25 protein-coding genes are annotated in these 25,434 nt (G+C 50.2%); 13 read left to right on the top strand and 12 right to left on the bottom strand.

The window, feature by feature from the left end:
- Nucleotides 1-84 precede the first annotated feature (84 nt).
- Nucleotides 85-996, bottom strand: coding sequence for a LysR family transcriptional regulator (locus ACSBQN_RS12635; protein WP_024474338.1), 912 nt, complete (start codon nucleotides 994-996; stop codon nucleotides 85-87).
- A gap of 100 nt (nucleotides 997-1,096) precedes the next feature.
- Between ACSBQN_RS12635 and ACSBQN_RS12630 the strand changes: the two genes are divergently transcribed.
- From ACSBQN_RS12630 to ACSBQN_RS12620, 3 genes are all read left to right on the top strand, one after another.
- Nucleotides 1,097-1,729, top strand: a complete 633-nt coding sequence (locus tag ACSBQN_RS12630; protein WP_214167198.1) for a metal-dependent hydrolase — start codon at nucleotides 1,097-1,099, stop codon at nucleotides 1,727-1,729.
- A 56-nt stretch (nucleotides 1,730-1,785) separates the two neighbouring features.
- Complete coding sequence (locus ACSBQN_RS12625; RefSeq protein WP_193376686.1) at nucleotides 1,786-2,424, top strand: LysE family translocator; 639 nt, start codon at nucleotides 1,786-1,788, stop codon at nucleotides 2,422-2,424.
- A gap of 185 nt (nucleotides 2,425-2,609) precedes the next feature.
- Nucleotides 2,610-4,094, top strand: coding sequence for an aldehyde dehydrogenase family protein (locus ACSBQN_RS12620; RefSeq protein WP_024474335.1), 1,485 nt, complete (start codon nucleotides 2,610-2,612; stop codon nucleotides 4,092-4,094).
- A gap of 38 nt (nucleotides 4,095-4,132) precedes the next feature.
- Here ACSBQN_RS12620 and ACSBQN_RS12615 read toward each other — a convergent pair whose 3' ends face one another.
- Nucleotides 4,133-5,125, bottom strand: a complete 993-nt coding sequence (locus tag ACSBQN_RS12615) for a hypothetical protein (RefSeq protein WP_024474334.1) — start codon at nucleotides 5,123-5,125, stop codon at nucleotides 4,133-4,135.
- A gap of 148 nt (nucleotides 5,126-5,273) precedes the next feature.
- Here ACSBQN_RS12615 and ACSBQN_RS12610 point away from each other — a divergent pair, with 148 nt between their 5' ends.
- On the top strand, nucleotides 5,274-6,056 hold the full coding sequence (locus ACSBQN_RS12610) for a sulfite exporter TauE/SafE family protein (protein ID WP_024474333.1): 783 nt from the start codon (nucleotides 5,274-5,276) through the stop codon (nucleotides 6,054-6,056).
- Here the strand turns inward: ACSBQN_RS12610 and ACSBQN_RS12605 are convergent.
- A complete protein-coding gene (locus ACSBQN_RS12605) occupies nucleotides 6,053-7,540 on the bottom strand; it encodes a PLP-dependent aminotransferase family protein (RefSeq protein WP_036410501.1) in 1,488 nt (495 codons plus the stop codon). The genes ACSBQN_RS12610 and ACSBQN_RS12605 overlap by 4 nt on opposite strands.
- 135 nt (nucleotides 7,541-7,675) lie before the next feature.
- Between ACSBQN_RS12605 and ACSBQN_RS12600 the strand changes: the two genes are divergently transcribed.
- Nucleotides 7,676-8,152: a GNAT family N-acetyltransferase gene (locus tag ACSBQN_RS12600; protein ID WP_024474331.1), complete on the top strand. Its 477-nt coding sequence runs from the start codon at nucleotides 7,676-7,678 to the stop codon at nucleotides 8,150-8,152.
- Between the two features lie 52 nt (nucleotides 8,153-8,204).
- Here the strand turns inward: ACSBQN_RS12600 and ACSBQN_RS12595 are convergent, their stop codons facing one another.
- From ACSBQN_RS12595 to ACSBQN_RS12585, 3 genes are read right to left on the bottom strand one after another with little or no spacing between them, the layout of a single operon-like run.
- A complete protein-coding gene (locus tag ACSBQN_RS12595) occupies nucleotides 8,205-9,530 on the bottom strand; it encodes an amidohydrolase (protein ID WP_072144573.1) in 1,326 nt (441 codons plus the stop codon).
- Between the two features lie 19 nt (nucleotides 9,531-9,549).
- A complete protein-coding gene (locus ACSBQN_RS12590) occupies nucleotides 9,550-10,026 on the bottom strand; it encodes a hypothetical protein (protein ID WP_004234713.1) in 477 nt (158 codons plus the stop codon).
- 12 nt (nucleotides 10,027-10,038) lie between these two features.
- On the bottom strand, nucleotides 10,039-10,827 hold the full coding sequence (locus ACSBQN_RS12585) for a DUF3100 domain-containing protein (protein ID WP_004241147.1): 789 nt from the start codon (nucleotides 10,825-10,827) through the stop codon (nucleotides 10,039-10,041).
- A 1,574-nt stretch (nucleotides 10,828-12,401) separates the two neighbouring features.
- On the opposite strand from ACSBQN_RS12585, the gene ACSBQN_RS12580 reads away from it, so the two are divergent.
- The 8 genes from ACSBQN_RS12580 to ACSBQN_RS12545 all read left to right on the top strand — a co-directional run bounded on the left by ACSBQN_RS12580 (nucleotide 12,402) and on the right by ACSBQN_RS12545 (nucleotide 19,810).
- Nucleotides 12,402-12,992: a fimbrial protein gene (locus ACSBQN_RS12580; protein WP_201893758.1), complete on the top strand. Its 591-nt coding sequence runs from the start codon at nucleotides 12,402-12,404 to the stop codon at nucleotides 12,990-12,992.
- Between the two features lie 97 nt (nucleotides 12,993-13,089).
- Nucleotides 13,090-15,588 carry a fimbria/pilus outer membrane usher protein gene (locus tag ACSBQN_RS12575; RefSeq protein ID WP_337137134.1) on the top strand — a complete coding sequence of 833 codons (2,499 nt, stop codon included), beginning with the start codon at nucleotides 13,090-13,092 and terminating at the stop codon, nucleotides 15,586-15,588.
- Between the two features lie 61 nt (nucleotides 15,589-15,649).
- The gene (locus ACSBQN_RS12570) at nucleotides 15,650-16,384 is read left to right on the top strand and encodes a fimbrial biogenesis chaperone (RefSeq protein WP_004234702.1); all 735 of its coding nucleotides are present in this window, start codon (nucleotides 15,650-15,652) and stop codon (nucleotides 16,382-16,384) included.
- Between the two features lie 19 nt (nucleotides 16,385-16,403).
- Nucleotides 16,404-16,895 (top strand): fimbrial protein, encoded by a 492-nt coding sequence (locus ACSBQN_RS12565; RefSeq protein WP_024474327.1) that lies wholly within the window; start codon nucleotides 16,404-16,406, stop codon nucleotides 16,893-16,895.
- A 9-nt stretch (nucleotides 16,896-16,904) separates the two neighbouring features.
- A complete protein-coding gene (locus ACSBQN_RS12560) occupies nucleotides 16,905-17,396 on the top strand; it encodes a fimbrial protein (RefSeq protein WP_024474326.1) in 492 nt (163 codons plus the stop codon).
- Nucleotides 17,396-17,938 carry a fimbrial protein gene (locus ACSBQN_RS12555; protein WP_152696593.1) on the top strand — a complete coding sequence of 181 codons (543 nt, stop codon included), beginning with the start codon at nucleotides 17,396-17,398 and terminating at the stop codon, nucleotides 17,936-17,938. Before ACSBQN_RS12560 ends, ACSBQN_RS12555 begins: the two co-directional genes overlap by 1 nt.
- Nucleotides 17,939-17,945: 7 nt before the next feature.
- A complete protein-coding gene (locus ACSBQN_RS12550) occupies nucleotides 17,946-18,809 on the top strand; it encodes an MrpH family fimbial adhesin (RefSeq protein WP_036410145.1) in 864 nt (287 codons plus the stop codon).
- A 98-nt stretch (nucleotides 18,810-18,907) separates the two neighbouring features.
- The gene (locus ACSBQN_RS12545; protein WP_004234693.1) at nucleotides 18,908-19,810 is read left to right on the top strand and encodes a LysR family transcriptional regulator ArgP; all 903 of its coding nucleotides are present in this window, start codon (nucleotides 18,908-18,910) and stop codon (nucleotides 19,808-19,810) included.
- Between the two features lie 28 nt (nucleotides 19,811-19,838).
- On the opposite strand, the gene fba is transcribed toward ACSBQN_RS12545, so the two are convergent.
- From fba to ACSBQN_RS12515, 6 genes are all read right to left on the bottom strand, one after another.
- Complete coding sequence (fba, locus tag ACSBQN_RS12540; protein WP_004241136.1) at nucleotides 19,839-20,702, bottom strand: class II fructose-1,6-bisphosphate aldolase; 864 nt, start codon at nucleotides 20,700-20,702, stop codon at nucleotides 19,839-19,841.
- Between the two features lie 66 nt (nucleotides 20,703-20,768).
- Complete coding sequence (locus ACSBQN_RS12535) at nucleotides 20,769-21,734, bottom strand: carbohydrate kinase family protein (RefSeq protein ID WP_024474323.1); 966 nt, start codon at nucleotides 21,732-21,734, stop codon at nucleotides 20,769-20,771.
- Between the two features lie 34 nt (nucleotides 21,735-21,768).
- Nucleotides 21,769-23,163 carry a PTS ascorbate transporter subunit IIC gene (locus ACSBQN_RS12530; protein WP_004234688.1) on the bottom strand — a complete coding sequence of 465 codons (1,395 nt, stop codon included), beginning with the start codon at nucleotides 23,161-23,163 and terminating at the stop codon, nucleotides 21,769-21,771.
- 29 nt (nucleotides 23,164-23,192) lie between these two features.
- A complete protein-coding gene (locus ACSBQN_RS12525) occupies nucleotides 23,193-23,474 on the bottom strand; it encodes a PTS sugar transporter subunit IIB (RefSeq protein ID WP_004234686.1) in 282 nt (93 codons plus the stop codon).
- The gene (locus ACSBQN_RS12520) at nucleotides 23,471-23,920 is read right to left on the bottom strand and encodes a PTS sugar transporter subunit IIA (RefSeq protein WP_004241134.1); all 450 of its coding nucleotides are present in this window, start codon (nucleotides 23,918-23,920) and stop codon (nucleotides 23,471-23,473) included. Before ACSBQN_RS12520 ends, ACSBQN_RS12525 begins: the two co-directional genes overlap by 4 nt.
- A 411-nt stretch (nucleotides 23,921-24,331) precedes the next feature.
- Nucleotides 24,332-25,432 (bottom strand): ABC transporter substrate-binding protein, encoded by a 1,101-nt coding sequence (locus ACSBQN_RS12515; protein ID WP_354633128.1) that lies wholly within the window; start codon nucleotides 25,430-25,432, stop codon nucleotides 24,332-24,334.
- Nucleotides 25,433-25,434: the final 2 nt, after the last annotated feature.

Genomic DNA, 25,434 nt, shown 5'->3' with positions numbered 1-25,434 from the left:
GTGCTGCTGCTATCATTGCAAAATACAGCAAAGCATTCTGATTAATCAGACAGATACAAAAAAAGCGCCTTTAAGGCGCTTTTTTTATGTCCGCAGTTTTTTCACCAGATAATCAATAAACACCATCATATGCGGCGGCTGATAACGCGACGGCGGATAAAGCAGCCAGGCATCCCCGCTGTAACGGGTTTTAAAGGTCCAGTCCGGCAGAACCTGCACAATCTCCCCGCTTTCCAGCGATTTACGCGCCGTAAACACCGGCAGCCCGCCAATCCCGAGATGTGATTTCACCCCGCCGAGCCGCACCCCGCTGTGGTTTGATGAATAACGCCCGTGCACATTCACAGACACCACTTTATTCCCCTGCTGAAAACGCCAGCGGGTATCTGCCGCTTCCTCACTGAGAAACAGGCAACTGTGCTCCTTCAGCTCCTGCGGATGAGAAGGGGTACCGTGCTCCGCCAGATATTGTGGCGTGGCACATAAAATATGACTGACCGTAAACAGCCGCTTACCGATAAGCCCCGGCGGCGGTTCATTGGTAATCCGGATGGCGAGATCGATCTCCTCATCAATCAGATCCATATAGCGATCTTCCAGGCGCAGCATCACATTCACACCGGAATTCATGGCGAGGAATTCATTGATAAGCGGATGCACCATAAAGTAACCCAGTGCTTTCGGGGCGCCCAGACGCACCAGCCCGGACGGTATTTCACTGAACTGCCCGCTGGCACTCATCACCGCTCCCGCAGAATTGACCAGCGCCTGACAATGCTGATACACCGCCTTGCCGCTCTCATTCAGACGCAATTTGCGGGTCGTGCGCTGCAATAACCGGGTATTCAGTGCGCGCTCCAGCCGCGAGACCGCACGGCTGATCGCAGACGGTGTCGCGCCGAGTTGCCGGGCTGCTTCCGAGAAACTGCCGGTTTCCACCACTTTGGCAAATACCGCCATTTCCTCGAGTAATGCGAGGGTTTCATTTGTGATCACAGGGAATAAATCCTTTGCATTTTTGCCGTATTATCATATGACAGTGCCTGCAATACAATGTCAGACAACACGACACAATAATAATGAGGCACACATCACCATGACAGAAAAATGCTATCTGACCAGCCGCGCCTTACAGGGTACCGCCACTGTCCTGGAATGCCGTCCGGCAGAGAACGGGCGCTATGCAGTTATTCTCGATAAAACCCTGTTTCATCCGCAGGGCGGCGGACAACCGGGTGACACCGGCACGCTTGGTGATGCCACTGTTATTCACACCGCTTTTATGCCGGAAGGTATCATTCATTACACAGATATACCGGTCGCCCCCGGTGAAGTTCAGATGAATGTCGATGCAGAGAAACGTCAGTTGCACTCGCGGCTGCATACCGGCGGACACCTGCTCTCTCATGTGATGGAAACTTTCGGCTGGAAACCGACCAAAGGACATCACTGGCCGGATGAAGGACGGATCCAGTATATTCCTGCCGGTTCCCCGGTGATCGTGGATCCGGAAGATGTCCGCCGTCACTGCCAGGCGCTGATCGACGCTGATCACCTCTGCCATCACTATCAGGGTGAGGACGGCATGTTTCAGATCCGGTTTGCGGATTTTGAGCCTTACTCCTGCGGCGGCACGCATGTGCAGTCACTCGGCGAGATCGGCACACTGGTGCTGAAATCCGTAAAAACCAAAAAGGGCGTTCTGTCCGTTCAGTACGACGTCATCTGACGGAGCCTGTCTCTCTGCGGCGGCACTCCCGCCGCCCCTGCTAATCTGCTGAGGTTATGATGAATCTGTTCAACCAGAGTGAATTTCTGGCGCTTGCGCTCGTCCATTTTTTCATTGTTGTCTCGCCGGGACCGGACTTTGCCGTGACGCTGCGCCAGAGTATTTATCACGGACGCAAAGCCGGGCTGATGACAGCACTCGGCATTGGTGCCGGGATTTCCGTGCATGTGGTGTACACGCTGGCTGGTGTCACGGCACTGATGCAGGCCACACCGTGGCTGATGGATACCGCAAAATACATTGGTGCGGCTTATCTTATCTGGCTGGGCATTCAGTTTCTGCGCAGCAAAGGCGCAAGTGCCGCTATCACCCCGGAGAGCCCGGATACCTGCCCGGCACAAACGGCCGGAAAGGCATTTTGGATGGGATTTCTGACCAACGCCACCAACCCGAAAGCGATGCTGTTTTTCCTGGCCATGTTCACCACACTGGTCAGCCCGTCCACGCCGGTGACGGTCAAACTGTTCTACGGCGTGTGGATGTGCGGCGTAAATGCGGCCTGGTTTATGGCCGTCTCCGTTCTGTTCTCACACCAGCGTATCCGTGAGCGGTTCCTCGCACACAGCCGGTTGTTCGACAATGTCATCGGCACTGTCCTGCTGCTGTTTGCCGGGCGGCTTTTGCTGGCGCTCTGATTTTTGGTAATTAATGCTGCCTTTTGCAGTTATAGCCAAATTCATTGCCACGTTAATAGTTTGATATGGTAATGTTTAATGACGTTAATAAATACGTGCAGTTACGTTCTCATGTATTTACGCCTTGTTGTCCCGATGAGGCCGTTCCGGCGCTCATCAGTCACCCGGACAGAACGGAGAAGATAATGATTAAACTGAAAGATATAGAACAGGCTCTGCGTCCTCAGCCATCCTACAAAATGCTGATTAACGGCCAGTGGGTCGAAAGCAGTGATCACGCCAAAAGCCAGACATTTAACCCCGCAACCGGTGAATTACTGGCAGATTATCCGGCCGGTACCGCGCAGGATGTCAACACCGCGGTTGCTGCCGCCAAAAAGACCTTTGAAACCTGGCGCCATACCTCCCCAGTTGAACGTCAGCAACTGTTACTGAAAATTGCCGACCGCCTGGAAGCCGAAAAAGAGCGCTTCGCCACCCTGGAATCCCTCGATAACGGTAAGCCGTATAATGAGGCTATTTCCATCGATTTACCGGCCGCAATTGACCATTTCCGCTACTTTGCAGGGGCTATCCGCGCCCATTCCGACCAGGCCGATGTGCTGGATGAAAACACCCTGAGTCTGGTGATCCGCGAGCCGCTGGGCGTTGTCGGTCAGATTATCCCGTGGAACTTCCCGCTGCTGATGGCAGCCTGGAAACTGGCGCCGGTCATTGCTGCCGGGGATACCGTGGTGATCAACCCGGCCAGCCTGACCCCGCTGACCCTGCTGGAACTGGGCCGCATCCTGAATGATGTGCTGCCTGCCGGGGTGATTAATATTGTCACCGGTCGCGGCTCTGTGGTCGGCCAGGCGATTCTTGACCATCCGGATGTGGATAAAGTGGCGTTCACCGGCTCCACCAGCGTTGGTTACACTGTTGCTGCCGCTGCCGCGAAAAAACTGATCCCGGCAACTCTGGAACTGGGTGGTAAATCGGCGAATATCGTGTTCCCGGATGCCAATATGGAAAAAGCCGTCAAATATGCGGCTATCGCGATCCTGATGAACCAGGGTCAGGCCTGTGAATCCGGCTCACGCCTGTTCCTGCACAAAGATATCCACGATGAATTCCTGAAAAAACTGAAAGCCCGTTTTGAATCTGTCAAAGTCGGTGATCCGATGGCGAAAGACACCCAGATGGGCAGCCAGGTCAGTCAGGGACAGCTCGATACCATCCTCAGCTATGTGGAACTGGCGAAAAAAGAGGGTGCCACCATCCTCACCGGCGGTGAACGCCTGACCAGTGACGGGCTGGATGCCGGGTTCTTTATGAAGCCGACGATTATCACCAATGTCACCAACCAGATGCGGGTTGCGCGCGAAGAAATTTTCGGACCGGTACTGGTGGTGATCCCGTTCAGTGATGAAGATGAAGTTGTCGCGATGGCAAATGATTCCGAGTACGGACTGGGTGGTGCTGTCTGGACACAGGATATCAACCGCGCACTGCGTGTGGCGAAAGCAGTCAGAACCGGCCGTATGTGGGTGAATACCTATCATGAGCTGCCTGCGCATGCCCCGTTCGGCGGTTATAAAAACTCCGGGCTGGGACGGGAAACCCATAAAATGATGCTGGATGCCTATACCGAAGTGAAAAACATCTATATCAGCACCAAAGAGTCATAATTAACGTAAATGCCCGGCGACGCCGGGCATTTTTTTACTTATTTATTGCTTTTCGCTTCAGGTGGCGGGTTTTTCCCGGCTGATCGCGCAATACTGTACATCTGCTGCATCATCATCTGATCCGCAGTTTCCGCCACAATAATCACATAGCGCCGCTCTTTCTGGTCATAGCGGAAATAGGTGCATTCCGGCTTACCCCAGCGGTTGTAATAGATCGCGCCGTTATCTTCCTGATAGATAATGCCTTTCTGCTGATTCAGCCATTCATCAAAACGCCAGCGGTATTTCGGGACTTTTACCAGATGAATGATACCTTCCGCGTCACTGAGCGGATCGCGGAAGCGGTAAATCTCCGTATTATCATCATCGCTTTCAATATGAAGGCCGCCGATATCGCGGACATAATCGCCGCCCTCCTGCTTTTTCAGGTCGATAGCCATTGTTTCCGGCAGAGTAACTGAGATATTTTCTGTCATTCTGATGGTGTCACCGGGAACCGGCGGGAAGCCGTTCTCTTTGTAATACTGACGCTGTGTTTCCAGATAAGCTTCATAGGAGGCGGCTCTGACATCAGACACCGCTTTCATTCCGGCCAGTTTTTCGGAGGTGTGATCGGCGCGGGAAAGGGTCATTTTCAGGGTGCAGTTAAAGAAGCCGCACGCGCCCTCTTTTTCCGTGGTCAGATAGACGGTTTGTCCGCTGTCCGGTGATGTCCAGGTCGTCTGTATATTATTCAGATCAAAGGTATCGCCATGAATATCACTGTCAAAACGGTTGCCGCTGTTATCCACCGTGACTCTGCCCGGCTCAAACCAGAAGAATGTGGAGTCTTTCAGGCTGATCATGGTGTCGCGGATGGCGGCTTTGACATTTTTTTCCGGATCACTGTTCTCCGGCGCATTATCCGCCGGGTTATCATACGTGACAGTAATATCATCAATCACATAATATCCGTCCGGTGCAGGCGGCGGGGTTTCCTTACATCCGGCCAGCAATGCAATCACCACAGATAAAAATACGCCCCTTTTCATGACTCATCCTTTATTTAATCACCGGAAACCCGTTGTGATCATAGCGCAAAAAATGAGAAATCCTGACCGGAATTATCCTTAAGTGTATTTATCTGTCCGCCATGGGGTATGATAACTCCCCTGTTTGTTCCGGCCCGGGGAAAGGACAATGGCCATTATCACAACACTGATCACAGGCGCCTTAACCGGGCTGATTATCAGCACCACCGGTGTCGGCGGCGGAGTGATAGTGCTGCCAATCCTGACGTATCTCTACGGCATGAATGCCCTGATGGCCGTCGCCACCGCTAATCTTCTCTCCATGCTGATGAAGGTCGCCTCCTCCTGGCTGCATTATAAACTCGGCAATATTCCGCTCCGGCGCGCCATGATTGTGCTGGGGATTATGCTGCCCGCCACCTTCGGCGCCAGTCTGCTGGTGACATGGCTTGCCTCGGTACCGGCCTGGCAGGCGATCACAGAAAAGAGTATTAATCTGCTGGTCGTGGCGGCGATCCTGTTTTCACTGTGGCTGTTTATTCAGCGGATGTTTTTCCCGCCTCCGTTACCGGCGGATACGGCTGAAATTCCCATGTCAGTAAGGGAGTTGCTGCTGCCGGGGATCACTGCCGGTGTGGTGCTGGGGGCAACGGGTGTCGGCGGCGGGATTGTGGTGCTGCCGATGCTGCTGCGCTATGCAAAGATGGATATCCGTCAGGCTATCGGCACCTCTATTTTTGTCACCACCCTGCTCTCCGGCTCTTCCGCTATTGCCTATATGCAGGACGGGCACACGGATGTCCGCCTCGCGTTGTGGCTGTTTGCCGGTTCCCTGCTCAGTATGCCGCTGACCAAAATTCTGCTCACGCGGATGCCGGATCGCGCTTTTCAGTATGCCACGCTGATCCTTATCCTGTGCAGCGCCGTGATGATGACACTGAATCTGTTTTAAACCGTGACCACGCCCTGTGCCTGTAACGCCTCCGCGAGGCGGCGGATGCCGTCGGTGAGTTTCTCCGCCGGATAGGCGGCAAACCCGAACAACACCCCTTCCTGCGGTGCATCCGGACGGCAGTAACGGGCCAGCGGCTGCATGCCCATGCCGCACTGCCGTCCCGCCTGAATCACCGTCTGTGCCGGAACACCGTTTTTCATCCTGCATAACAGGTGGATCCCCGAGTCACTCGGGACAATCGTCAGCAGCGCGGGGAGATACTGACTGATGGCATCCGCCACCGCCTGCCGCCGCTCATAACAGGCTTTGCGCACCCGGCGCACATGCCGTGCATAGTGCCCTTCGTTAATAAACCGGGTCAGCGTGGCCTGCTCCAGATAGCCGCAGCCGGTATCGGCATAATATTTTGTCACCTCAAAGGCAGGGAGCAGCGCTTTCGGCACGACCAGAAATCCCAGCCGGAAGGCCGGATAGAGCATTTTGGAAAATGTTCCCGCATAAATCACCCGCTGATGCCTGTCCAGCCCCTGCAATGCCTGAAGCGGACGATCGGCATAACGGAACTCACCGTTATAATCATCCTCGAGGATCCAGACATGGTGCTTTGCCGCCCAGGAGAGCAGCGCCGATCGCCGCGCCAGACTGAGTGTACCGCCGCCCGGAAACTGATGTGACGGCGCGGTGAACACCAGTTTCGCGTCCGGCCAGCGGCGCAGGCCGTCATACACATCCATGCCCTCTTCATCCGCCCGTACCGGACGCACTGTCAGCCGCTGTGATAAAAACGCCCCGCGCGCACCGTCATACCCCGGATCATCCAGCCAGACCTCATCCCCGGGCTGTAACAGCGTCTGCACCGTCAGGTTAATCGCCTGCTGGGTGCCGTTGACAATCAGGATCTGATCCTCATCGCACTGCAATCCGCGGGTGGCCCGGACATAATGACAGATTGCCCGGCGCAGCGGCGGGTAGCCGTGCGGCTCACTGTGCGCATGCAGCGCATAACGGGACTGACGCCAGACACGGCCGAGCAGCCGCCCCCAGACATCATGCGGAAACAGATCCACACATCCGGTGCCGACCATAAACAGTGCATCGGACGGCACACCGGATGCAACACGCTGTGACTGCAATATTTCTGCCAGCGGACTGATATTGGCGGTCACCTGCTCCCCGGCCTCATCCGCCGGAAATGCCACCGGTCCGCTGATGGCGTGATCCGGCAGATTATCCGCCACAAAGGTCCCCGCACCGCGCCGGGTGATGAGATAGCCCTCATCCTGCAACCGCTCAAACCCGGCAATGACTGAGTTACGGGAGATACCCATCATCTCCGCCAGCGCCCGTCCGGACGGCACTTTGCTTCCCGCATGCAGGCGGCCGCTGAGGATAGCCTCACGCAGAGCGTGATACACCTGATCTTTGATGATCCCGTTACCGGTCAGTAATTCGGGAAACGCTGCCGCACCGGATTTTCGCATAGTGACCTAAAGTGGATCTGTTAAAAATATAAAAAGTGTATCTTATAAAGAACCAAAATAACACGTACTCTTCACATCACGGAAAACGCGCGTTTTCTTCACAACAGCAGAATGCAGAATAATGAGGGAAACACCATGAACAATACAATGACATCATCCGTACCGGATCTGGTGACAGTGGCGCCTGCCACACAGAATGATTATGCGGGCTGGCTGCCGCACTGGCTGGCCTATCAGGAATTTTATAAAGTCAGCTTTCCGGAAGAAGTCACACTGACCAGCTGGTCACGTTTCTTTGATGAAAAAGAGCCGGTGTTCTGCGCCGTGGCGCGGATGAACGGCAAAGTCATAGGGTTCGTGCATTATCTCTATCACCGCTCCACCTGGGCGGAAAAAGAGTTTTGTTACCTGGAAGACCTGTATGTGGATCCGTCTGTGCGCGGTCAGTATATCGGCAAACAGCTGATTGAGTTTGTACAGCAGCAGGCGCTGGCACGTCCATGCGGCCGTCTCTACTGGCACACCCATAAAGATAATACCCGTGGCCAGCGTCTGTATGACTGGGTGGCAAATAAATCCGGTGCTATCGAATATATTATGCCGCTGAAGTAATGGCAGTAATATCCTATAAAAAAGGCCCGTTTCCGGGCCTTCAGGGGGATGATCAGTTCTTAAAGGAACTGATAAACGAGAGGTACTCTTCTTTACTCATCAGCGGCTTATATTCCGCCATCAGAGCTTCCGCACCGGCGGCATCATCAAACAGCAAATCAATAATTGTCATTGCCATCATCTGAGCCGGGCGGATATAGGCCATATCGTCATCAAAAACGACATAATCTTTGCCGTGCAACCCGCCGCGCACTGAACCAATCCACGGATGGCTGACCGGCATGATGTGGGACAGATCCCCGGTGTCAGTACTGCCGGTCATATGCTCGGCAACCCAGACATTTTCATCACCAATCAGACCTTCCGCATTCTGCTGTAACAGATCATTCAGTACGTCATTGTTGTACAGCGGCAGATAGCCCGGTAAATCTTTCACTTCCACTTCGGCACCGACAGACATGGCACCGGCCACCAGCGCACGGGTAATACGCTCGTTGGCATCGATCATCGCCGGTACGTTTGAGGCACGGACATAACTTTCCATGCGCACATCACTCGGGGTCACGTTCACCAGATCACCGCCCTGGGTGATGATCGGGTGGAAACGGATATAATCCTTCTCCTGAAAGGTTTCACGGATAGCATTCACACCCATGATACCCATCATTGCCGCATTCAGGGCGTTAATCCCCATATGCGGTGCCGCCGCAGCATGTGCCGGTTTGCCTTTGTAATTAATCAGCTTGCCGATAAAGCCGTTGGTGGTGGTGGAGATTTCAATAAATCCGTTGTCACGCTCCGGTTTGACGCTGGTCAGGTGGATTTGCATCGCCATATCCACATCATCAAACTCACCGAGGGAAATCAGCTCCGGCTTACCGCCGATATAACTGATTTTACCCTGTTCGATAAGCTTGTTGCGGTACGCGAGTTCCACATATTCCTCGGCCGGAACGGCGAAGGGCACCACGTCCCCCGCCAGATATTCCATCGCCCCGGAATCCACCAGCCCCATGGTGACCGCCATCATATTGGCGATCTGCGCATTGTGACCGCAGCAGTGTGCCGCGCCGGTCTGGTCATCCGCATCAGGGTGTTCAGCACAGATAATGGCATCCAGCTCACCGATTACCGCGACACTGCGTTTACTGCCTTTTCCGCCTTTCAGGCGGGCTTTGACCCCGGTGAGCGCCAGCTGATTACGGTAGCTGACACCCAGAGAATCAAATGCCGCTTCGACCTTCTTCGCTGTGCGGGTCTCTTTATAACCCAGCTCCGGCTCTGCCCAGATATTCTCTGCCAGTTTTTTAATGTCACCCTTGCGGGCGGCAATCGCTTCGCAGACTTTGGCTTTCAGTTGTTCTTTGGTCATTGTCATGCTGAGTATTCCCCTCTGATCAGATAACGCCACTCCATGTGAGCGTCAGTTGGCCGATAAGTGCGGCAAATAAGAATGTCCCGGAGAATACCGCCAGTGACACCGGGATAATGCGCCATGAAATCGCTTTGAATTTATCGATATCTTTACCCAGTGAAAGACCCGCGAAGGCCAGTACTGTGGTACTGATAACCGCGATAGAGACTTTACCGGTCATGGCAATCATTTCTTTGTCATACGGGAACAGCGGTGAACACAGACCGGCGGCGATCAGGGAAACCCAGAAGATCACCGGCAGTTTGCCTAACGGCGGGATCATCGCGATCAGGTATGCCGCGAAGGACATACCGCCCAGCAGTGTCATCGCCAGCAGTGTATCGCTGAACACCTGTCCGAACTCGCCACGGCCGTACATTGACCCGCCGACTGCATCGCCGAGCGCGGTAAAGAACACCACCAGAACCAGGATTATGGCTATTTCTGTCATCTTTTTCATGATTAGTTATCCTTATTCAGTATCCGCAGACGCCGTTGCACGTTTTCTTTTCAGTTTGTTGTACAGATAAGACGCAAACGGTAAGGAGAAGAAAATATAGATGTACAGACCTAACACAGAAGACATCAGGTTCGCGGAAGACGAGAACGCCTGAATATCCGCAGCCTGGTCAGGATAGAGTTCCAGCAGAGGGGCAACCGCTGCCGCCAGCATCGAGCCGCTGCCGACACCCGCACCCATTGCCAGGGCAAGCGGACTGAGAATGTCCAGACCGGCGATCACACTCGCGAGGATCCCCATCCAGACAGCACCGTACAGCGTACCGCAGATATACATTGCCATGACACCGCGGCCTTCCGGTGAACTTAAGCCGTATTTGGCTTCGATGATGGCGATGTTCGGCTCACGGCCGACAGAATAGGTGGCACCGACCGCTTCACGGCCCATACCTAACATAATCGCCAGCGGCAGACCCAGCATGATGGTACCGATAAAGTGGCCCACTTCCTGCAGAACCAGCGCACCACCGGCCTGAATGATTTTTTCCCAGGAGGCCCCGACGGAAGTACTCAGCTTGGCGATCAGGATCACCAGTGCCACACTCATGATAGAGGTCGCATGCGCCATGTTCTTTTCGTTGAGGATTTTAAATTTCGGAAAGCTGATAATACCACCCATCAGCATGGAGTAGAGCATCGGAAAAACCATCACCAGACTGATTTTAATTTGCCCTATCGCTTCCGCAAGAAGAATGATAAATAAGCTAACCAAAAGCAACTTACTATCTTTTAATATATCCATAGTGTTACCTTTATAGGAATTGTTATTGAGAATTACTCGTGTGTATTTATATAAAAAACGTACCCTTTCCATATTCATACTACCTGCGGGACTGTTTTCCTGACAATATTCCGAAAATTCCTCAGCCATGCCTTTTGGGCATGTCATAAATTAATAAATTAATATTTATTGATTAACCCTGTCTCAGCTACTTATTTCGGGTTACTAATTAATAAATAATTCTTTGAATTTCAATATGATATAAAATGCTATGATTTTGTAAAAAACATTATTCGATAAGTGATATTGGTTTTTATTAAAATAAAAAGAGTAATATTCAAATAAGTCAATAATGTGAAGCGGCTCCTGTTTTTTTAATTTTCCGGCCCGCTGATTTTAATGAGAATGATTTTATATAATGATGAAAACCCCGTTTTAATACTGAATTTATTCAGGTGCTACCGGGATGAACATCTTATTACACCTTCCAATCACCGTTATGGCAAAATATTTGACTGGCAGTAAAAAATCGCCATTGTAACGGATAACATGAATAAATCAGATGCAGATCACACTATTTTATCAATATGGACACAGGTCACAATATTGACTATTAACCCGGCCCTCAGCACAGAAATCCGGAAAACTGCGTTGCACTGAACGGCTTTCATCCGCCGGTATACCTCCGGCAGGCTATTTTTCACACAAACACAGAAAACCCCGGTAAACACAGCAGAATTGATCGCTGAGCGCCTCATTACGTTGCTTAATTGTTACCGGATTGTGGATTTTTTTTCTGTCCGTAAATCTGTTTCATCAGGTCTCAGAAATATTTAGCATTCGCTCACGCATAATTACTTAAAAAATACATCGGTATCAGAGTATACCCGTATGTAAACACTGCGGATAATAAATAAAAATTTCTTAACTGTGATACAAGCCGCAATATCTGAAACCACGGATAATGCCTTGCATCTTAAGATAAGCATGTCGTGTGACTGACATCACCGTTGCTATAATTATAAATAAAACTGCATTATTTATTTTCGGCTGTAATCCATTTTTCTCCCTAATTAATTATTGCGATAAAACTAAACAATAAAACTAATCACTTTTGTATATGATTCAAATCAAACACTTTTTGTAAATAGTGATTATGTCCTGTGATGAGCATATTAAGATTGGGATTAGTGGTTAAATGCATGACCATTAGTTAACTAATTACATTTAATCACTATAAATATGACTTAATGTGAAATATGAAAAAAGCAAACAGGAAATGACACCAAACAATCCGCTATTTTTTAGTCAGTTTCCGTGAAAGAGTTTTGTTCATATGCAATATATAATTTCATTTCTTACCCGGGTAATAATATTTAAATTTAAATGTTATCGCGATATAAAAAATAGCAGTATTTACATGACAATTGACACTCTAATAAACAATTATGATAATACTGCGGCATTCAAAGAATATTGCTCAGAATTATTATTAAATTATCCCGACTTGAGCCTCACTGGATTATTTATTTAATAATATAAATAAAACAGATTATTCTTAAATATTGACGAATATCCCTGATAAAGGAAATAACATGAAACTTCAGAAAGTATTACTCTCAGTAGTTCTGGGATCTTTATTTGCTGCGGGTACTGCTATGGCAGAAGATCCTGTGCAACCACCAGAAGTAAAAAGCAGTCTCGGTACCGTGCATTTTAAAGGCTTCATTAATAACGTGCCTTGCTCTATCGACAGTAAATTCCTGGATCAGACAGTGGATTTCGGTGAAATCAGCCGTAACGAACTGACTACCGGCACTTACCGTACAGATAGCAAAACATTCAATATCGAACTGAAAAACTGTGATACCACCACGTATAAAACTGCGCAGATTCAATTCACTGCACCAACAGTTGAACTGAAAGACGGTACTGCAACATCCAAATATGTTGGTCTGGGTTCAATCCAGAATGCCGGTATCGCACTGACAGACAGCGGCGGTAAAGCTATCGAACTGGGTTCACGTTTCCCTGCCGAAAAATACACCCTGAACGGTGGCCGTGATCAAATCACTCCGCTGAACTTTGCAGCGTATGTGAAAGGTAACCAGTCTGCAGTTGCCGGTGAACAGGCTACTACCGGTCACTTCGATACCCCGGTTAACTTCCAGATTTTCTATCAATAACAGGATAGTTACTGAATAGTTCTTTTTAATATATGCAGTGGTCTGCAAGGACAGCTCCCGCCACTGCATAATAGATTAGCGGTGACTGATATATCTCATGAAGCTCAGAACAACAATTAAAATATTTACAGCTTCTGTGGTTGCAGCTATTCAGATAAATGCCGCATTTGCTGAAGAAGCCGTTAACTTTAATACATCATTTTTAGACTCAGACAGTCAGGAAATTGATTTTTCAAAATTCAGCCGGGCTAATTATGTTATGCCGGGTACTTATCTTCTGGCCACTAAACTTAATAATAGTGTTATTACCAGTGATGAAAATATCCTTTTTTATATCCCTGAATATGATCCGGAAATAACAGTCCCCTGTATTACTCCTGAATTATTTGCACAACTTGCCATGAAAGAAGAGTGGCAGAATAAAGTCAGCTGGACAGCACAGGATAAATTGCAGTGCCTTGATATCCGTACCATTCCTGATATGCAGGCAACGGGTGATATTGCGGATAATAAACTCAATATCCGGATCCCTCAGGCCTATATGGTCTACAGCGATCCGTCATGGGATCCGCCGGAGCGATGGGATGACGGTATAGCCGGATTTTTATTCGACTATAACGCCACCGCCACGCACAGCAAATACCAGCCGGGCAGTGATAACGATAAAAGCAGCAAGACGGATGTAGTCAGCTACGGTGATACCGGCGTTAACCTCGGTGCATGGCGTGTGCGTGCGGAATGGCAGGCGACCGGCGGCGACAGCGCGGAACACTCAAAACGCTGGCGCTGGAACCAGATCTACGCTTACCGGGCACTCCGGGATCTCAGCGCCCGTCTGATGTTCGGTGAACAGTATCTGACCTCCGAACTGTTTGAAAGCTTCCGCTACATCGGCCTGAGCATGGAAACAGATGAAAATATGTTCCCGCCGCTGCTGCGCGGTTATGCGCCGGAAGTCGCCGGGGTTGCCCGCACCAACGCCACCGTGATCATCCGCCAGGGTGAACGTATCATTTATCAGGAGCAGGTCAGTAAAGGACCGTTCCGTATCCGTGATATGAACTACATCGGCGACGGTACGCTGAATGTCACTATTAAAGAGCAGGATGGCAGCGAACAGCATTTCACCATCGAAACATCCCGCCTGTCGATGCTGACCCGCCCCGGCCAGTTCCTGTTTAAACTGGCGGCCGGTAAACCGCTGTCAGACGATCACAAAACCGAAGGCCCGGAATTCGGTACAGGGAGTTTCTCCTGGGGAATGAGCAACAACACCACGCTGTTCGGCGGGGTACTGGCGGCAACGGATTACCAGAACGTATCTGTCGGGATAGGCCGGGATATCGCACCGTTCGGGGTATTTTCCGCAAAAGTCTCCTACTCCCGGGCAAACATGGGTGATTTTGCAGATAAACAGAATAAAACCGGCGGCTCTTACAGCATCACCTATTCCAAGGAATTCGATGCCATTAACAGTCAGCTGACCTTCGCCGGTTACCGCTTCTCAGAGCGGGATTACATGACCATGAACCAGTTTGTCGATCTGCGTTACCGCGGCGGTAATACCGACAACAGCAAAGAGATGTATAACATCATCTTTAACAAGGTGTTCCCGTCTCTGCGCATAAACGTCTATCTGAACTACAGCCATCAGACATTCTGGAATAAAGCGAGCATCAATAACTACAGCATGACCCTCTCCCGCAACTTTGACTGGGGAGAGAAAAAGAACCTCAGCATGAGTATGTCAGCCTACCGGACAGAATCGGATTCAACGAAAGATAACGGCATCTACGCCAGCCTCTCTGTTCCGCTCGGTGACAATAAAGGCATGTTCAGCTACAGCGGTAGTTACAATAAGAACTCTCACAGTAATAACGTTAACTATTACACCGATATTGATAACTCGAGTAACTATTCACTGTCTGCCGGTGAAGGCGACGGCAAAGTCAACCTGGCCGGTTTCTATACCAATGAAGGGGGAAATAACTACCTTTCACTGAGCGGAACCTATATTCAGGATAACGTTCTTACGGTATCCGGTCAGTCACGCGGCGGCTTTACCCTGACCCGTGAAGGTGCGGCATTCCACCGCAGCGGCAACAGTATGGCACCGCGCATTCTGGTGGATACCAGCGGCACACCGGACATTGATGTGCGCGGTACCGGCAAAGCGGTGCGGAGCAACGCCTTCGGGAAAGCGATTATCCCGACCGCGACGGCCTACTCACGCGGCCAGCTGTCTCTTGATCTCGATGCCATGCCGGATAATGCCGAAGCCCTGACATCCGTGCAGCAGGCAACACTGACCTCCGGCGCGATCGGTTACCGGAAATTTAATGTTGTCGAAGGCTATAAAATCATGGGTATTATTGCTATGAATGATAATACTCATCCGCCATTCGGCGCCTCTGTCATGAATGACAAAAATGCGGAGATCGGCATTGTGGCCGATAACGGATCGGCTTATCTGACCGGGATACAACCGGGCCAGAAGCTGACTGTAGCCTGGAACGGGCAGACACAATGTACTGTCCGGATCCCGGAAACAAAGGATGATAACGTTCAGTTTAATATGCTGCTGCCATGCCAGTAAATCCGGCGGCACCGGTATGTATTTTACAGAATTAACAGATGAATCCGTAAGGAACCTTAACATGAGAAAAGTGACCACCTTATTCTGCGCCGCACTGACTACCCTGGCCGCCATTCCGGTAACCGCCGGAGCCGCCATCGCACTCGACAGAACCCGTGTTATTTATAACGAAGGTGATAAAGCTGTGCCGCTGACGGTCACCAATGAGCACCTCAGCAAACCGTATCTGGCGCAGTCCTGGATTGAGAACAGTACCGGGCAGAAAATCACATCACCGGTATTTGTCACTCCGCCGGTGCAGCGGATTGAGCCTGACCGCAAAAGCCAGATTAAAGTGCAGCTCTCTCCGGAAGCCGCCTCATTACCGGCTGACCGCGAATCGGTCTTTTATCTGAATGTCCGTGAAATTCCGCCGGCCGTTGAGAAAAGTAACGTGCTGCAGATTGCCCTGCAAACCAAGATCAAACTGTTCTACCGCCCGAAAGCGATTCAGGTTCAGGAGCGGATGGAAAAAATCGCCGGTGCGGATGGCATCCGTCTGTCGCAGAACGGCGGGCAGTACACCATTGAAAACACCACGCCGTACCATCTTTCAGTTACCCGTCTGGATGCCACCGGCGGAAAAGAAGTGAAATTTGAGCCGGTGATGGTATCACCAAAAGCCTCCGCGTCTTTCAGTGCTCCGGCGCTGGGTAATGCGCCGGTTGTTTATTACGTCAATGACTACGGTGATACCAAACCACTGAAATTCAGCTGTGCCGGCAGCAGCTGTACCGTGCAGTCAGACAGTAAATAATTAACAGGAGGAACCGCCGATGACACTGACCATGCTTTTCCGTACCGGCTGCGCGGCACTGTTGTGCCTGCCGCTGATGGTCTCCGGCGGTTCTTACACTTATATCGATGTGTATGTCCGGGGGGAGATATTTATCGCGCCCTGCAAAATTAATCAGGGCAATAATATCCTGATTGATTTCAAAGATGTCACCACCACCCGGATAGACAACGATAATTACCGTGAAAAACTGGATTACCGGATCGAGTGCCAGGATAACCGCGCCCGGGCCATGAAGCTGTATATCACCGGCACCTCATCCTCCGTCGATTCGCGCTATCTTTCCACCAGCGTCAGTGACCTCGCGGTGAAATTCCTGGCAGATAACAAACTGATGCCGCTGAATGAAAAGATGACCATTCAGTATCCGGTACAACCCGAAATTATGGTGATTCTGGCAAAAAAACCGTCGGTGAAACTGCCTGCCGGTGAATTCAATGCCACGGCCACCATCCATATCGATTATGAATAAGGAATTGTGATGCGACATTTAATCACAGCCCTGATGCTGTCCTGTTTTGCTCTGCCGGTGTATGCCGGTACAGGGGTAGCACACAGTTCCGCCAATATCCGGATCACCGGAAAGCTTCAGCCGCCACCGCCCTGTAAAGTGAATAACAACGAGGAAATCCTGGTCGATTTTCAGCGCATCCAGATAAAAACGCTGGAAAAATCAGATATCCGCAGAGATGTGGATATCCCCTTTGTCTGTGAGCAGGACTCAGAGAATTTCAAATATTTCCTCACCGTTGACGGGCCGCGGGCACAGTTCAATAACAAACTGGTGAAAACCAACCAGAACAACCTGGGCTTTAATATTGAACTCGCCGGGGTAAGACTGAATTTGGGCAAGGCACAGCTGGTGAACAGCCACCATCTGACATTGACCATTGTGCTGACCAAAAACCCGGACGGGGAAGTCACGCCCGGCTCCTTCAGCGGCACCGGCACTGTGACAATGGAGTATTTCTGATGAACCACCCTGCTGATTTCAGTCTGTTATTCAGCGCTGCACTGATATTCACCGCTGCCTTTATTCCGGCGGGACATGCCGCCGATAACCTGCGCGTGATCGGCGAACTGTACAATGACCCCTGCACGCTGTTACCGGAAAATAAAGATCTGGTGGTGGATTTCAGTGATGTTTCCCTGCCGGATTTGTATGAGGGGGTTGAGGTCCGCAAATCATTCTCTCTGATCCTGTCTGACTGCGATATCACGGATATGAACCGGTTTAAGATTAAATTCACCGGGACCGGGACCCCGGATATGCCGTCCTATCTGGCGCTGGATCCGTCCAGTGACGCAGGCGGGTTTGCCATCGGAGTGCGGACAGATAATATTCCGCTGATCCCGCTGAATCAGTTTTCCAACGCCATTACTATCGCCGGAAACGGTGAGAACAACATCCGTTTTACCGCTTTTTTGCAGGTTGATCCGAAAGCAAAAACCGGTAAAACCATTAAGTACGGCGCGTTTAATTCCACCGCGTTTCTGACTATCGACTATTTCTGAGGCCGGTATGACCAAGATCCTCCGTTATCTCACTGTGCTGACCACTCTCCTTTTATTTGTGCTGCCTGCACAGGCAACACTGTACAGCTATATTACCCGCTCTGAAGGTAAACCGGCAGATATCGATTATTACTACCGGATTACTGCCTGGACTCCGCCGCCGGCAGGCAGCGTGCATCCTTGTGTGAAAGTCGGTCTGACAAAAAAATGCTACGCCAATATTAATCACCGCCACACAAACGCAGACCGGGGTGGGGTATCCTCCCGTAATAACAGCGAATTTGAGGGGCGCTGCCGGAATATGAACCTGATGACACTGCCGGATGCCACAGCTGTTTATAACTATATTTATAATAACTGTTTTGGCGGACTGCCGTTTGAGGGGCAGACCAATCACAAAGGTGACGCTATCCGTAACGAATGTGTGACCCTCTTTTTAACCAGCAGCCCGACCGGTGGTAACGGTTATATGTATCCGGATTCTGTCTGCGGCGTAGCTCCCCCGCCGGGCGGAATTTGCAGTTTTACGGCTGACTATCCGAGCGCCATTCTCGATCATGGCCGGATACCGGATAATGAAATTAACGGCAATCAGGCCAGCCAGTATCTGAGAATGAAATGCAGCAAAGATGCCACTGTCCGGATCTACTCCGTGAGTGATACGGAATCCCGGCTGAGACTGAAAAACAATCTCTACAGCAGACTGACACTGAACGGCTATCCGCTGAACTCGTCCGGCGGTGGTGTACCGGTTTATGTACGCGGGGATTATGAAGCAAACGCACTGCTGAAAAGCACACTGGAAACCACCGGGCCGGTGGAAGCCGGGCCTTTTATCGGTAATATATCCATTATTATGACCATTGACTGACTCTGCTTGTGCGCCGGTGCCTCTGTACCGGCGCTTTTCCTCCCGCCGCCCTTTTCGTGTAGAATAGCCGTACTTTTCGCCACCACCGCAGGGCTTCCATGAAGAATGTCGATTATAAATCACTGAGATTGCTGGATCTGATTATCAAAGAGCAGGGATTCGAGAAAGCCTCAGCGAAACTCTTTATCACGCAGTCTGCGGTGTCCCAGCGGGTAAAACAGCTGGAAAATCAGGTGGGTTCCCTGCTGCTGACACGCACCGTGCCGCCGAAACCGACCGAACTCGGACAAAAGCTGCTGGGCCTTCTGTATCATGTTGATTTGATTGAGCATGATGCCTTTGATAATGAAAGCGGCAACCATGTGGTCACCATCCCTATCTCCATTAACGCCGACTCCCTCGCGACCTGGTTTTTATCCGCTATCAAGCCGATACTGGATGACCGCGCCATTCGTCTGGATATTAAAGTGGATGATGAAAGCCGGACACTCGACTACCTGCTCAAAGGGGAAGCGGTCGGGGCAATCAGTATGCAGCCGCTGCCTGCTGTCGGCGGAACCTGTGATTATCTGGGGGCGATGGATTATATTTTTGTCTCGAGCCCGGCCTTTGCGGAAAAATATTTCAGCAAAGGAGTGACCAAAGAGACCCTGCTGCGGGCACCGGTGGTGTCATTTAACCACTCGTCAGATATGCACCATATCTTTTTGCAGGAGTATTTCCGTTTAACGCCGGGAAGCCTGAACAGCCATATAGTGCCTTCTTCGGAAGCCTATATTCAGCTGGTACTGCAAAACTCCGCCTGCTGTATGATTGCGGAACATCAGATTAAACATGAACTTGAATCCGGACGGATGATCAATCTGGTGCCGGAACTGGTGCAGCAAAAACAGCTTTACTGGCACCGTTACCAGCCGGAATCCGGCACATTACAGCGGATTTCAGAAGCGATTATTAATAATGCCAAAGATTATCTGACCCAATCCCCGGTGACCGCCTGAGCGGCGGCCACCGCAGGATCTGACAGGGTTACAGAGACTGCCCGGCTGAGCCGAACAGACGCATCCGCTCTTCCACCCGCTCAGCGACCGGCTGTAATCCTTTCATAATCACTTTGCGCGGGTCGTTGATATCATGCGCGCCCTGCTGTTCAAACTGCTCTTTCACGGACAGGCACCACGCATACATATTTTCCGTATTAACGTTGATTTTCGCCGTACCGAGTGAAATAGCTTTCTTCATATCCTCGTCTGAAATACCGGTTCCGCCGTGCAGTACCAGCGGCACTTTCACCAGTTGCGCGATATGCTGCATTTCCGCAAAACCGAGCTTCGCCTTGCCTTTATACAGCCCGTGAGTCGAGCCGAGCGCCGCCGCCAGACAATCCACCCCGGTTTCTTCCACCAGCTTCTGACACTCTGCCGGGTCCGCATAAATCACGTGAGAATTCACAATTCCGTCCTCACTGCCCGCGATGGTACCCAGCTCTGCTTCCACAGACACACCACGGCGGTGCGCGTAAGTCACCAGACGTTTGGTGATTGCCAGGTTTTCGGCAAACGGCATATGTGATCCGTCGAACATCACGGAGCTGAAACCGGCTTTAATTGCCGCTTCACAGGCTTCATAAGACTGACCGTGATCCAAATGCAGCGCCACCGGCACATCTATTTCCAGAAACTCCATCGCATTCACCACAATATCGTGAATACATTTGAGCCCGAGCATATGTTTTATGGTTCCGCCGGAGACACCTAAAATAACCGGGGAACGCAGTTGCTGTGCAACTTTTAATACCGTTCCGGTCCATTCCAGGTTATTAATATTAAACTGGCCGACGGCGTACTGGCGTGCAAAGGCACGATTGAGCATATTCTCCATCGAAACTAACATCGGATTTCCCCTTGTTGGCGTATAACTGGAATTTAATCAAAAACCAGAATTAATCAAAATCAGAATTTAATCAAAATAGTGTTTCAGATTTCTTTCGTATTTATTCACCGCATTATGGACATCCGCCAAATCCGGCATTGATTCGCGCACCCCTTTTTTCTCAATTGAGATAGCGGCTGACAGACTGGCAAATAAAATAATATTCTCAATATGCCAGTTATAATGAACCCCGTACGTAAATGCACCGTGGAATATATCACCGGCACCGGTTGTATCAATCGCATTACAGATAAATGCTGGTGATATTGTCAGCATTCCGTTTTGCAGATACGCACAGCCTTTCTCACCCAGCGTAATAAATGCCTCACCCCGGGCCAGTTTATTCAGTTCTGTTAATGCCGTTTTTAACTGAATATCGGTGGTGAATTTATCAATCTCAATCAGATCACGGGCAAAGTTTTCACTGGCGACCAGATAATCGGTATATTTCGCCAGATTTAAATTGCTTTCCCGCAGTGACCCCGCGTCCATCACGACGCGGGCATCAGGCAGACGGGTCAGAATATATTCACTCAGCTCCGGTTCATGACCATCAATTAATACCGTGATGACTTCCCCTTTATCCTCCTGTGTCAGGCGGGCAATCAGCTCATCAATTTTCAGTTTCTCTTCAAATGTCATACGCGGCGGAGAGACCAGCTTGCGCGTAATAATTGTCCGGGAACCATTTAACTGATTCACTAATACAGATGCCAGCGGTGTGATCATTTCATCGTTAAAAATAACGTAATCGGTATTCACACCCACATCATGAAACTCATCAATAATTTTCTGACCGTAGATATCGTGGTTGAGATGTCCGGTAAAATAAATATCCTCTCCCCACAATCCCAGTAACCATGCCGCATTGGCACAGGGTCCGCCGCCGCTTTCAATAAAATCGCCGGAGAAATTTTTGGTATTCTCCTCCGGCCAGCGGTTAAGAAAGAAGAACTGGTCGAAGCAGGATAAACCGACAGAAATTACTGCCATAACAACTCCTTAAAACCTTTCGTCAGTATCATATTTACTTATGTGCGCGGTCTTTTTCCATTAATTCGTCATAGCTCAGGGTATCCCCCACCACTTTGACTGATTTAAAGGCAAACGGCGCCAGTAATGCCAGAACCAGAACAAAACAAATCAGGTAAATCGCAATCTGACCGAAGTGGGTAAAGGCTTCACCGATAACAATGCCCCACACCGCGAAGTCAAAGTCTGCAAAGGTACTGTTTTCAAAGCCCAGGTTGCCCAGCGCCGGTAACAGCATGGCCGGTAAGAATGCGAGGAAAATACCGCCGATAAAGGAGGCGATAATACAGCCCTTTTTGCCGCCCAGTTTGTCTGCGAATACACCGGATGTACCGCCGCAGAAGAAGTGCGGCACCATGCCCGGGATAATCAGCGCCATACCCAGACCGCCCAGCATCAGCATGCCGACAAGGCCGCCGATAAAGGAGCTGATAAAACCTATTACCACCGCAGTCGGGCTGAAGGTAAAGAAGACAGCACAGTCAACCGCCGGAATCGAGTTCGGGATCAGTTTCTGGCTGATACCCTGGAACGCAGGTACCAGGTCACCCAGGATTAAACGCACACCGCTGTAGACAATCGCCACACCCACCGCGAACTGCAGACCGGTCAGGATGGAGAAGATCACCATATTCTGCTCAGTGATGGTGCTGATATAAGCTGAACCGGCAACAATGCTGCACACCAGATAAATCACGACCATCACAATACCGGTCGTTACTGTGGTATCGCGCAGGAAGCCCCATTTTTCGGAGATTTCAGTATCCGCAAATGAGTTTTCCGCTTTACCGACTTTCGCCGCAATCCAGGCAGACAGGTAATAACCGAGGGAACCAAAGTGCCCCATGGCAATACCGCCATCTTCGGTTACGCGCTTGGTATAACGCTGTCCGATTGCCGGTGAAATGGCTGACCATGCACCCAGCAGGAAACCGCCGATAATAACCATTTCCCAGCCTTTGAAATTCGCGGCCTGTAATACCGCCGAGAATAAACAGGCTAAAAAGAAAGAGTGGTGACCGGTTAAAAAGATATATTTATATTTGGTGAAACGGGCAATTGCCAGGTTGAAAATAAATCCGAGCAATAAAATACTCATTGTTTCCACACCCAGTAATTTCTGGGCAACAGAAACAATCGCTTCGTTATTCGGAATAACACCCCGGATATTAAAACCGGCTTCAATAATACCACCGAGCGGATTCAGGTTTGCCACGATAACACCGGCACCTGCACTCAGCATTAAATAACCGAGGATCGGTTTTAATGTCCCGGTTAATAATTTATTGACCGGTGACCGTAATGCCAGTAACCCCACCAGGGAGATAATCCCCATAAGAAAGGCAGGCTGACTGAATATCTCAGTCAGGAATGAGAGAATATAAGCCATAATTTAATTCCTGTAAAAAGAATGAACTATCAGGATTGACTCAGTTTCAGTAAAGCGTCTTTAATATCTTCCGCAATTTTGGCTTTATGCACATAACTGCGGATCACGGCAACTTCACACTGCGGCGGAAATTGTGATGCCAACTCTTTAATCGTGACATACAGATCCGCTTTCTCACCCACGGCATTCGCAAAATCCACTGAAGCCACATCGGCTTTTATGCCCATCTCCTCACAAATTTTCTTCACGTTATTGGCGGCCATTAATGAGCTGCCGATACCATTGCCGCACACTGTTCTTATTTTAATCATGCTGTCCTCTCTATCGACGTCCGGATAAACTGTAAAATCTGTTCTTTGTTATTCTCTTTTACAAACTCAGTAATATTATTTTCAATCAGATCAGCCACGGTCTGAATCAGATGAATATGGGTATCTGAATCTGTCGCGCTGATAGCAATAATGACATTGACCGGATCAAACTCCTCATGATGAAATACCAGCGGTGTGCCGGTCACCACCACGGAGAATGCGGTTTTTAATGCCCCTTTTTCCGGTCTCGCATGGGGCATCGCCACCCCGGTATCCAGCACAATCACCGGGCCGAACTCATGATATACGCGGATCATTTCCTCAATATAATCAGGGGTACATGCGCCTGATTTTTGCAGCAACTCACCGGCATAGCGGATGCCCTCTTCCGGAGTTGCAAAATCCTGATTCAGGGATAACAGCCCGCTCTCAAAATGAATATCCAAAACCGAACTCCTGATGTGATTTTTTCTTATTTTAAAGATGGCTTATTTACGCCTAAATAAATAGCGACGAAGATCACATTCCGGTTTTAAGAATGTGAAGCTGATCTCGTTTGCCTGAAATAACGCTTTATCGTGTAAAGCAAAAAATAATCCAGTTAATTCATATAATTACTTTTTACTTAAAATTTCTCTGTTTTTATTTCCCGGGCTGAATATGTGGCCTGAGTCATATTTTCACTGGTGAAAATAAGATGTTCATCACATTTTTGAGGGTATTGAGTCGTCACTTTGCGGGACGGATCAAATTGAGGGGTAAAATTGATTTATTTTTAACCGGTGATAAAAAAAGAAGCCCGGCAACACTGTTTTCTGTGCCGGGCTTCCGTGCTATTTCTGCTGATAAACGGATGATTACTGCATCGTCACCCAGAACGTTCCGGCACCACTGATCGCTGTAAACCGCTGATGGAATGACACCATTTCCGCCTGCGGATTCAGGTCACTGAATGCCTGCGGATGGAAAAATGCAGCCAGTGCTTCGGCGGCAAAAATATTCAGAGGGCTGTTGTAGAAATTATGGTAAACCGCCATCACACGCTGAGATTTCACCGCCTCCAGCGAAGCTAATCCCTGCCGGTTCATCAGCGCATTCATCTCTTTTTGCGCCGGTTCTGCCGGTGCACCGTACCCGAGCGTGACCGCCTCTGAACGGCGGTTATACTGTTTCCAGTCCGCACCGGTCAGCACATAGAACTGCGGGTTGAGATGCAGAATATTTTCAATGCTGCTTTCCGCGCCGTTTGCCGGCATCGTGTCGCACACCAGGTTATCACCACCCGCAATCTCCGCCAGTTCGCCGAATCCGGTACGTCCGTATAAACGGCAGCAGTCATTGCCGAATAATCCGGCGTTGCTTTCAATCAGCACAGACGGTTTTTGCTCCGGCAGACGCTGACGCAGTGCCGCCAGTTTAAGCCGGTAGTATTCCGAAAACTCCGCTGCCCGCCCTTCGGTTTCAAAAAGTGTGCCAATAAGCTGAATACTTTTCGGGGTGTTTTCTGTCATGTCACTGCGGAAATCGATAAAAAGCACCGGAATACCCGCCGCTTCCAGTTGCGGCAGCAGGTTCGTGCTTTTCATCAGCCCGTAGGAGGATTTGTGCATCAGTACCGCATCCGGTGACAGCGCCAGCAGGTTTTCTGTTGTGAAAGTACCGTCTTTGCTTTTCGGCAGAACCGGTAACCGCGCCAGTTCCGGCGCGGCCTCCAGATATGCTGCTTCCAGATCCGGCGCATAATGCGCCAGGGTATCACTCCATCCGCTGAGAGAGGAAAAATGGGTTTTCCCCGCCGCAATATCCACCGCCAGAATGTCACGGGCATCCGCAAGAAACAGCCGCTTGACCGGCGTATTCACCGCTACGGACCGTCCCTGTAAATCGGTGACAATTTGCGTCTGAGCACGGACTCCCATGCTCAGCAGCAGCGTCATCATTACTATGAATATGCGCATAA

The organism is Morganella sp. B601, from assembly GCF_051172335.1.
Classification (GTDB): Bacteria; Pseudomonadota; Gammaproteobacteria; order Enterobacterales; family Enterobacteriaceae; genus Morganella; species Morganella morganii.
Note: the sequence above shows the minus strand (reverse complement) of the source record. Positions and strands in the feature narration are given on the sequence as shown.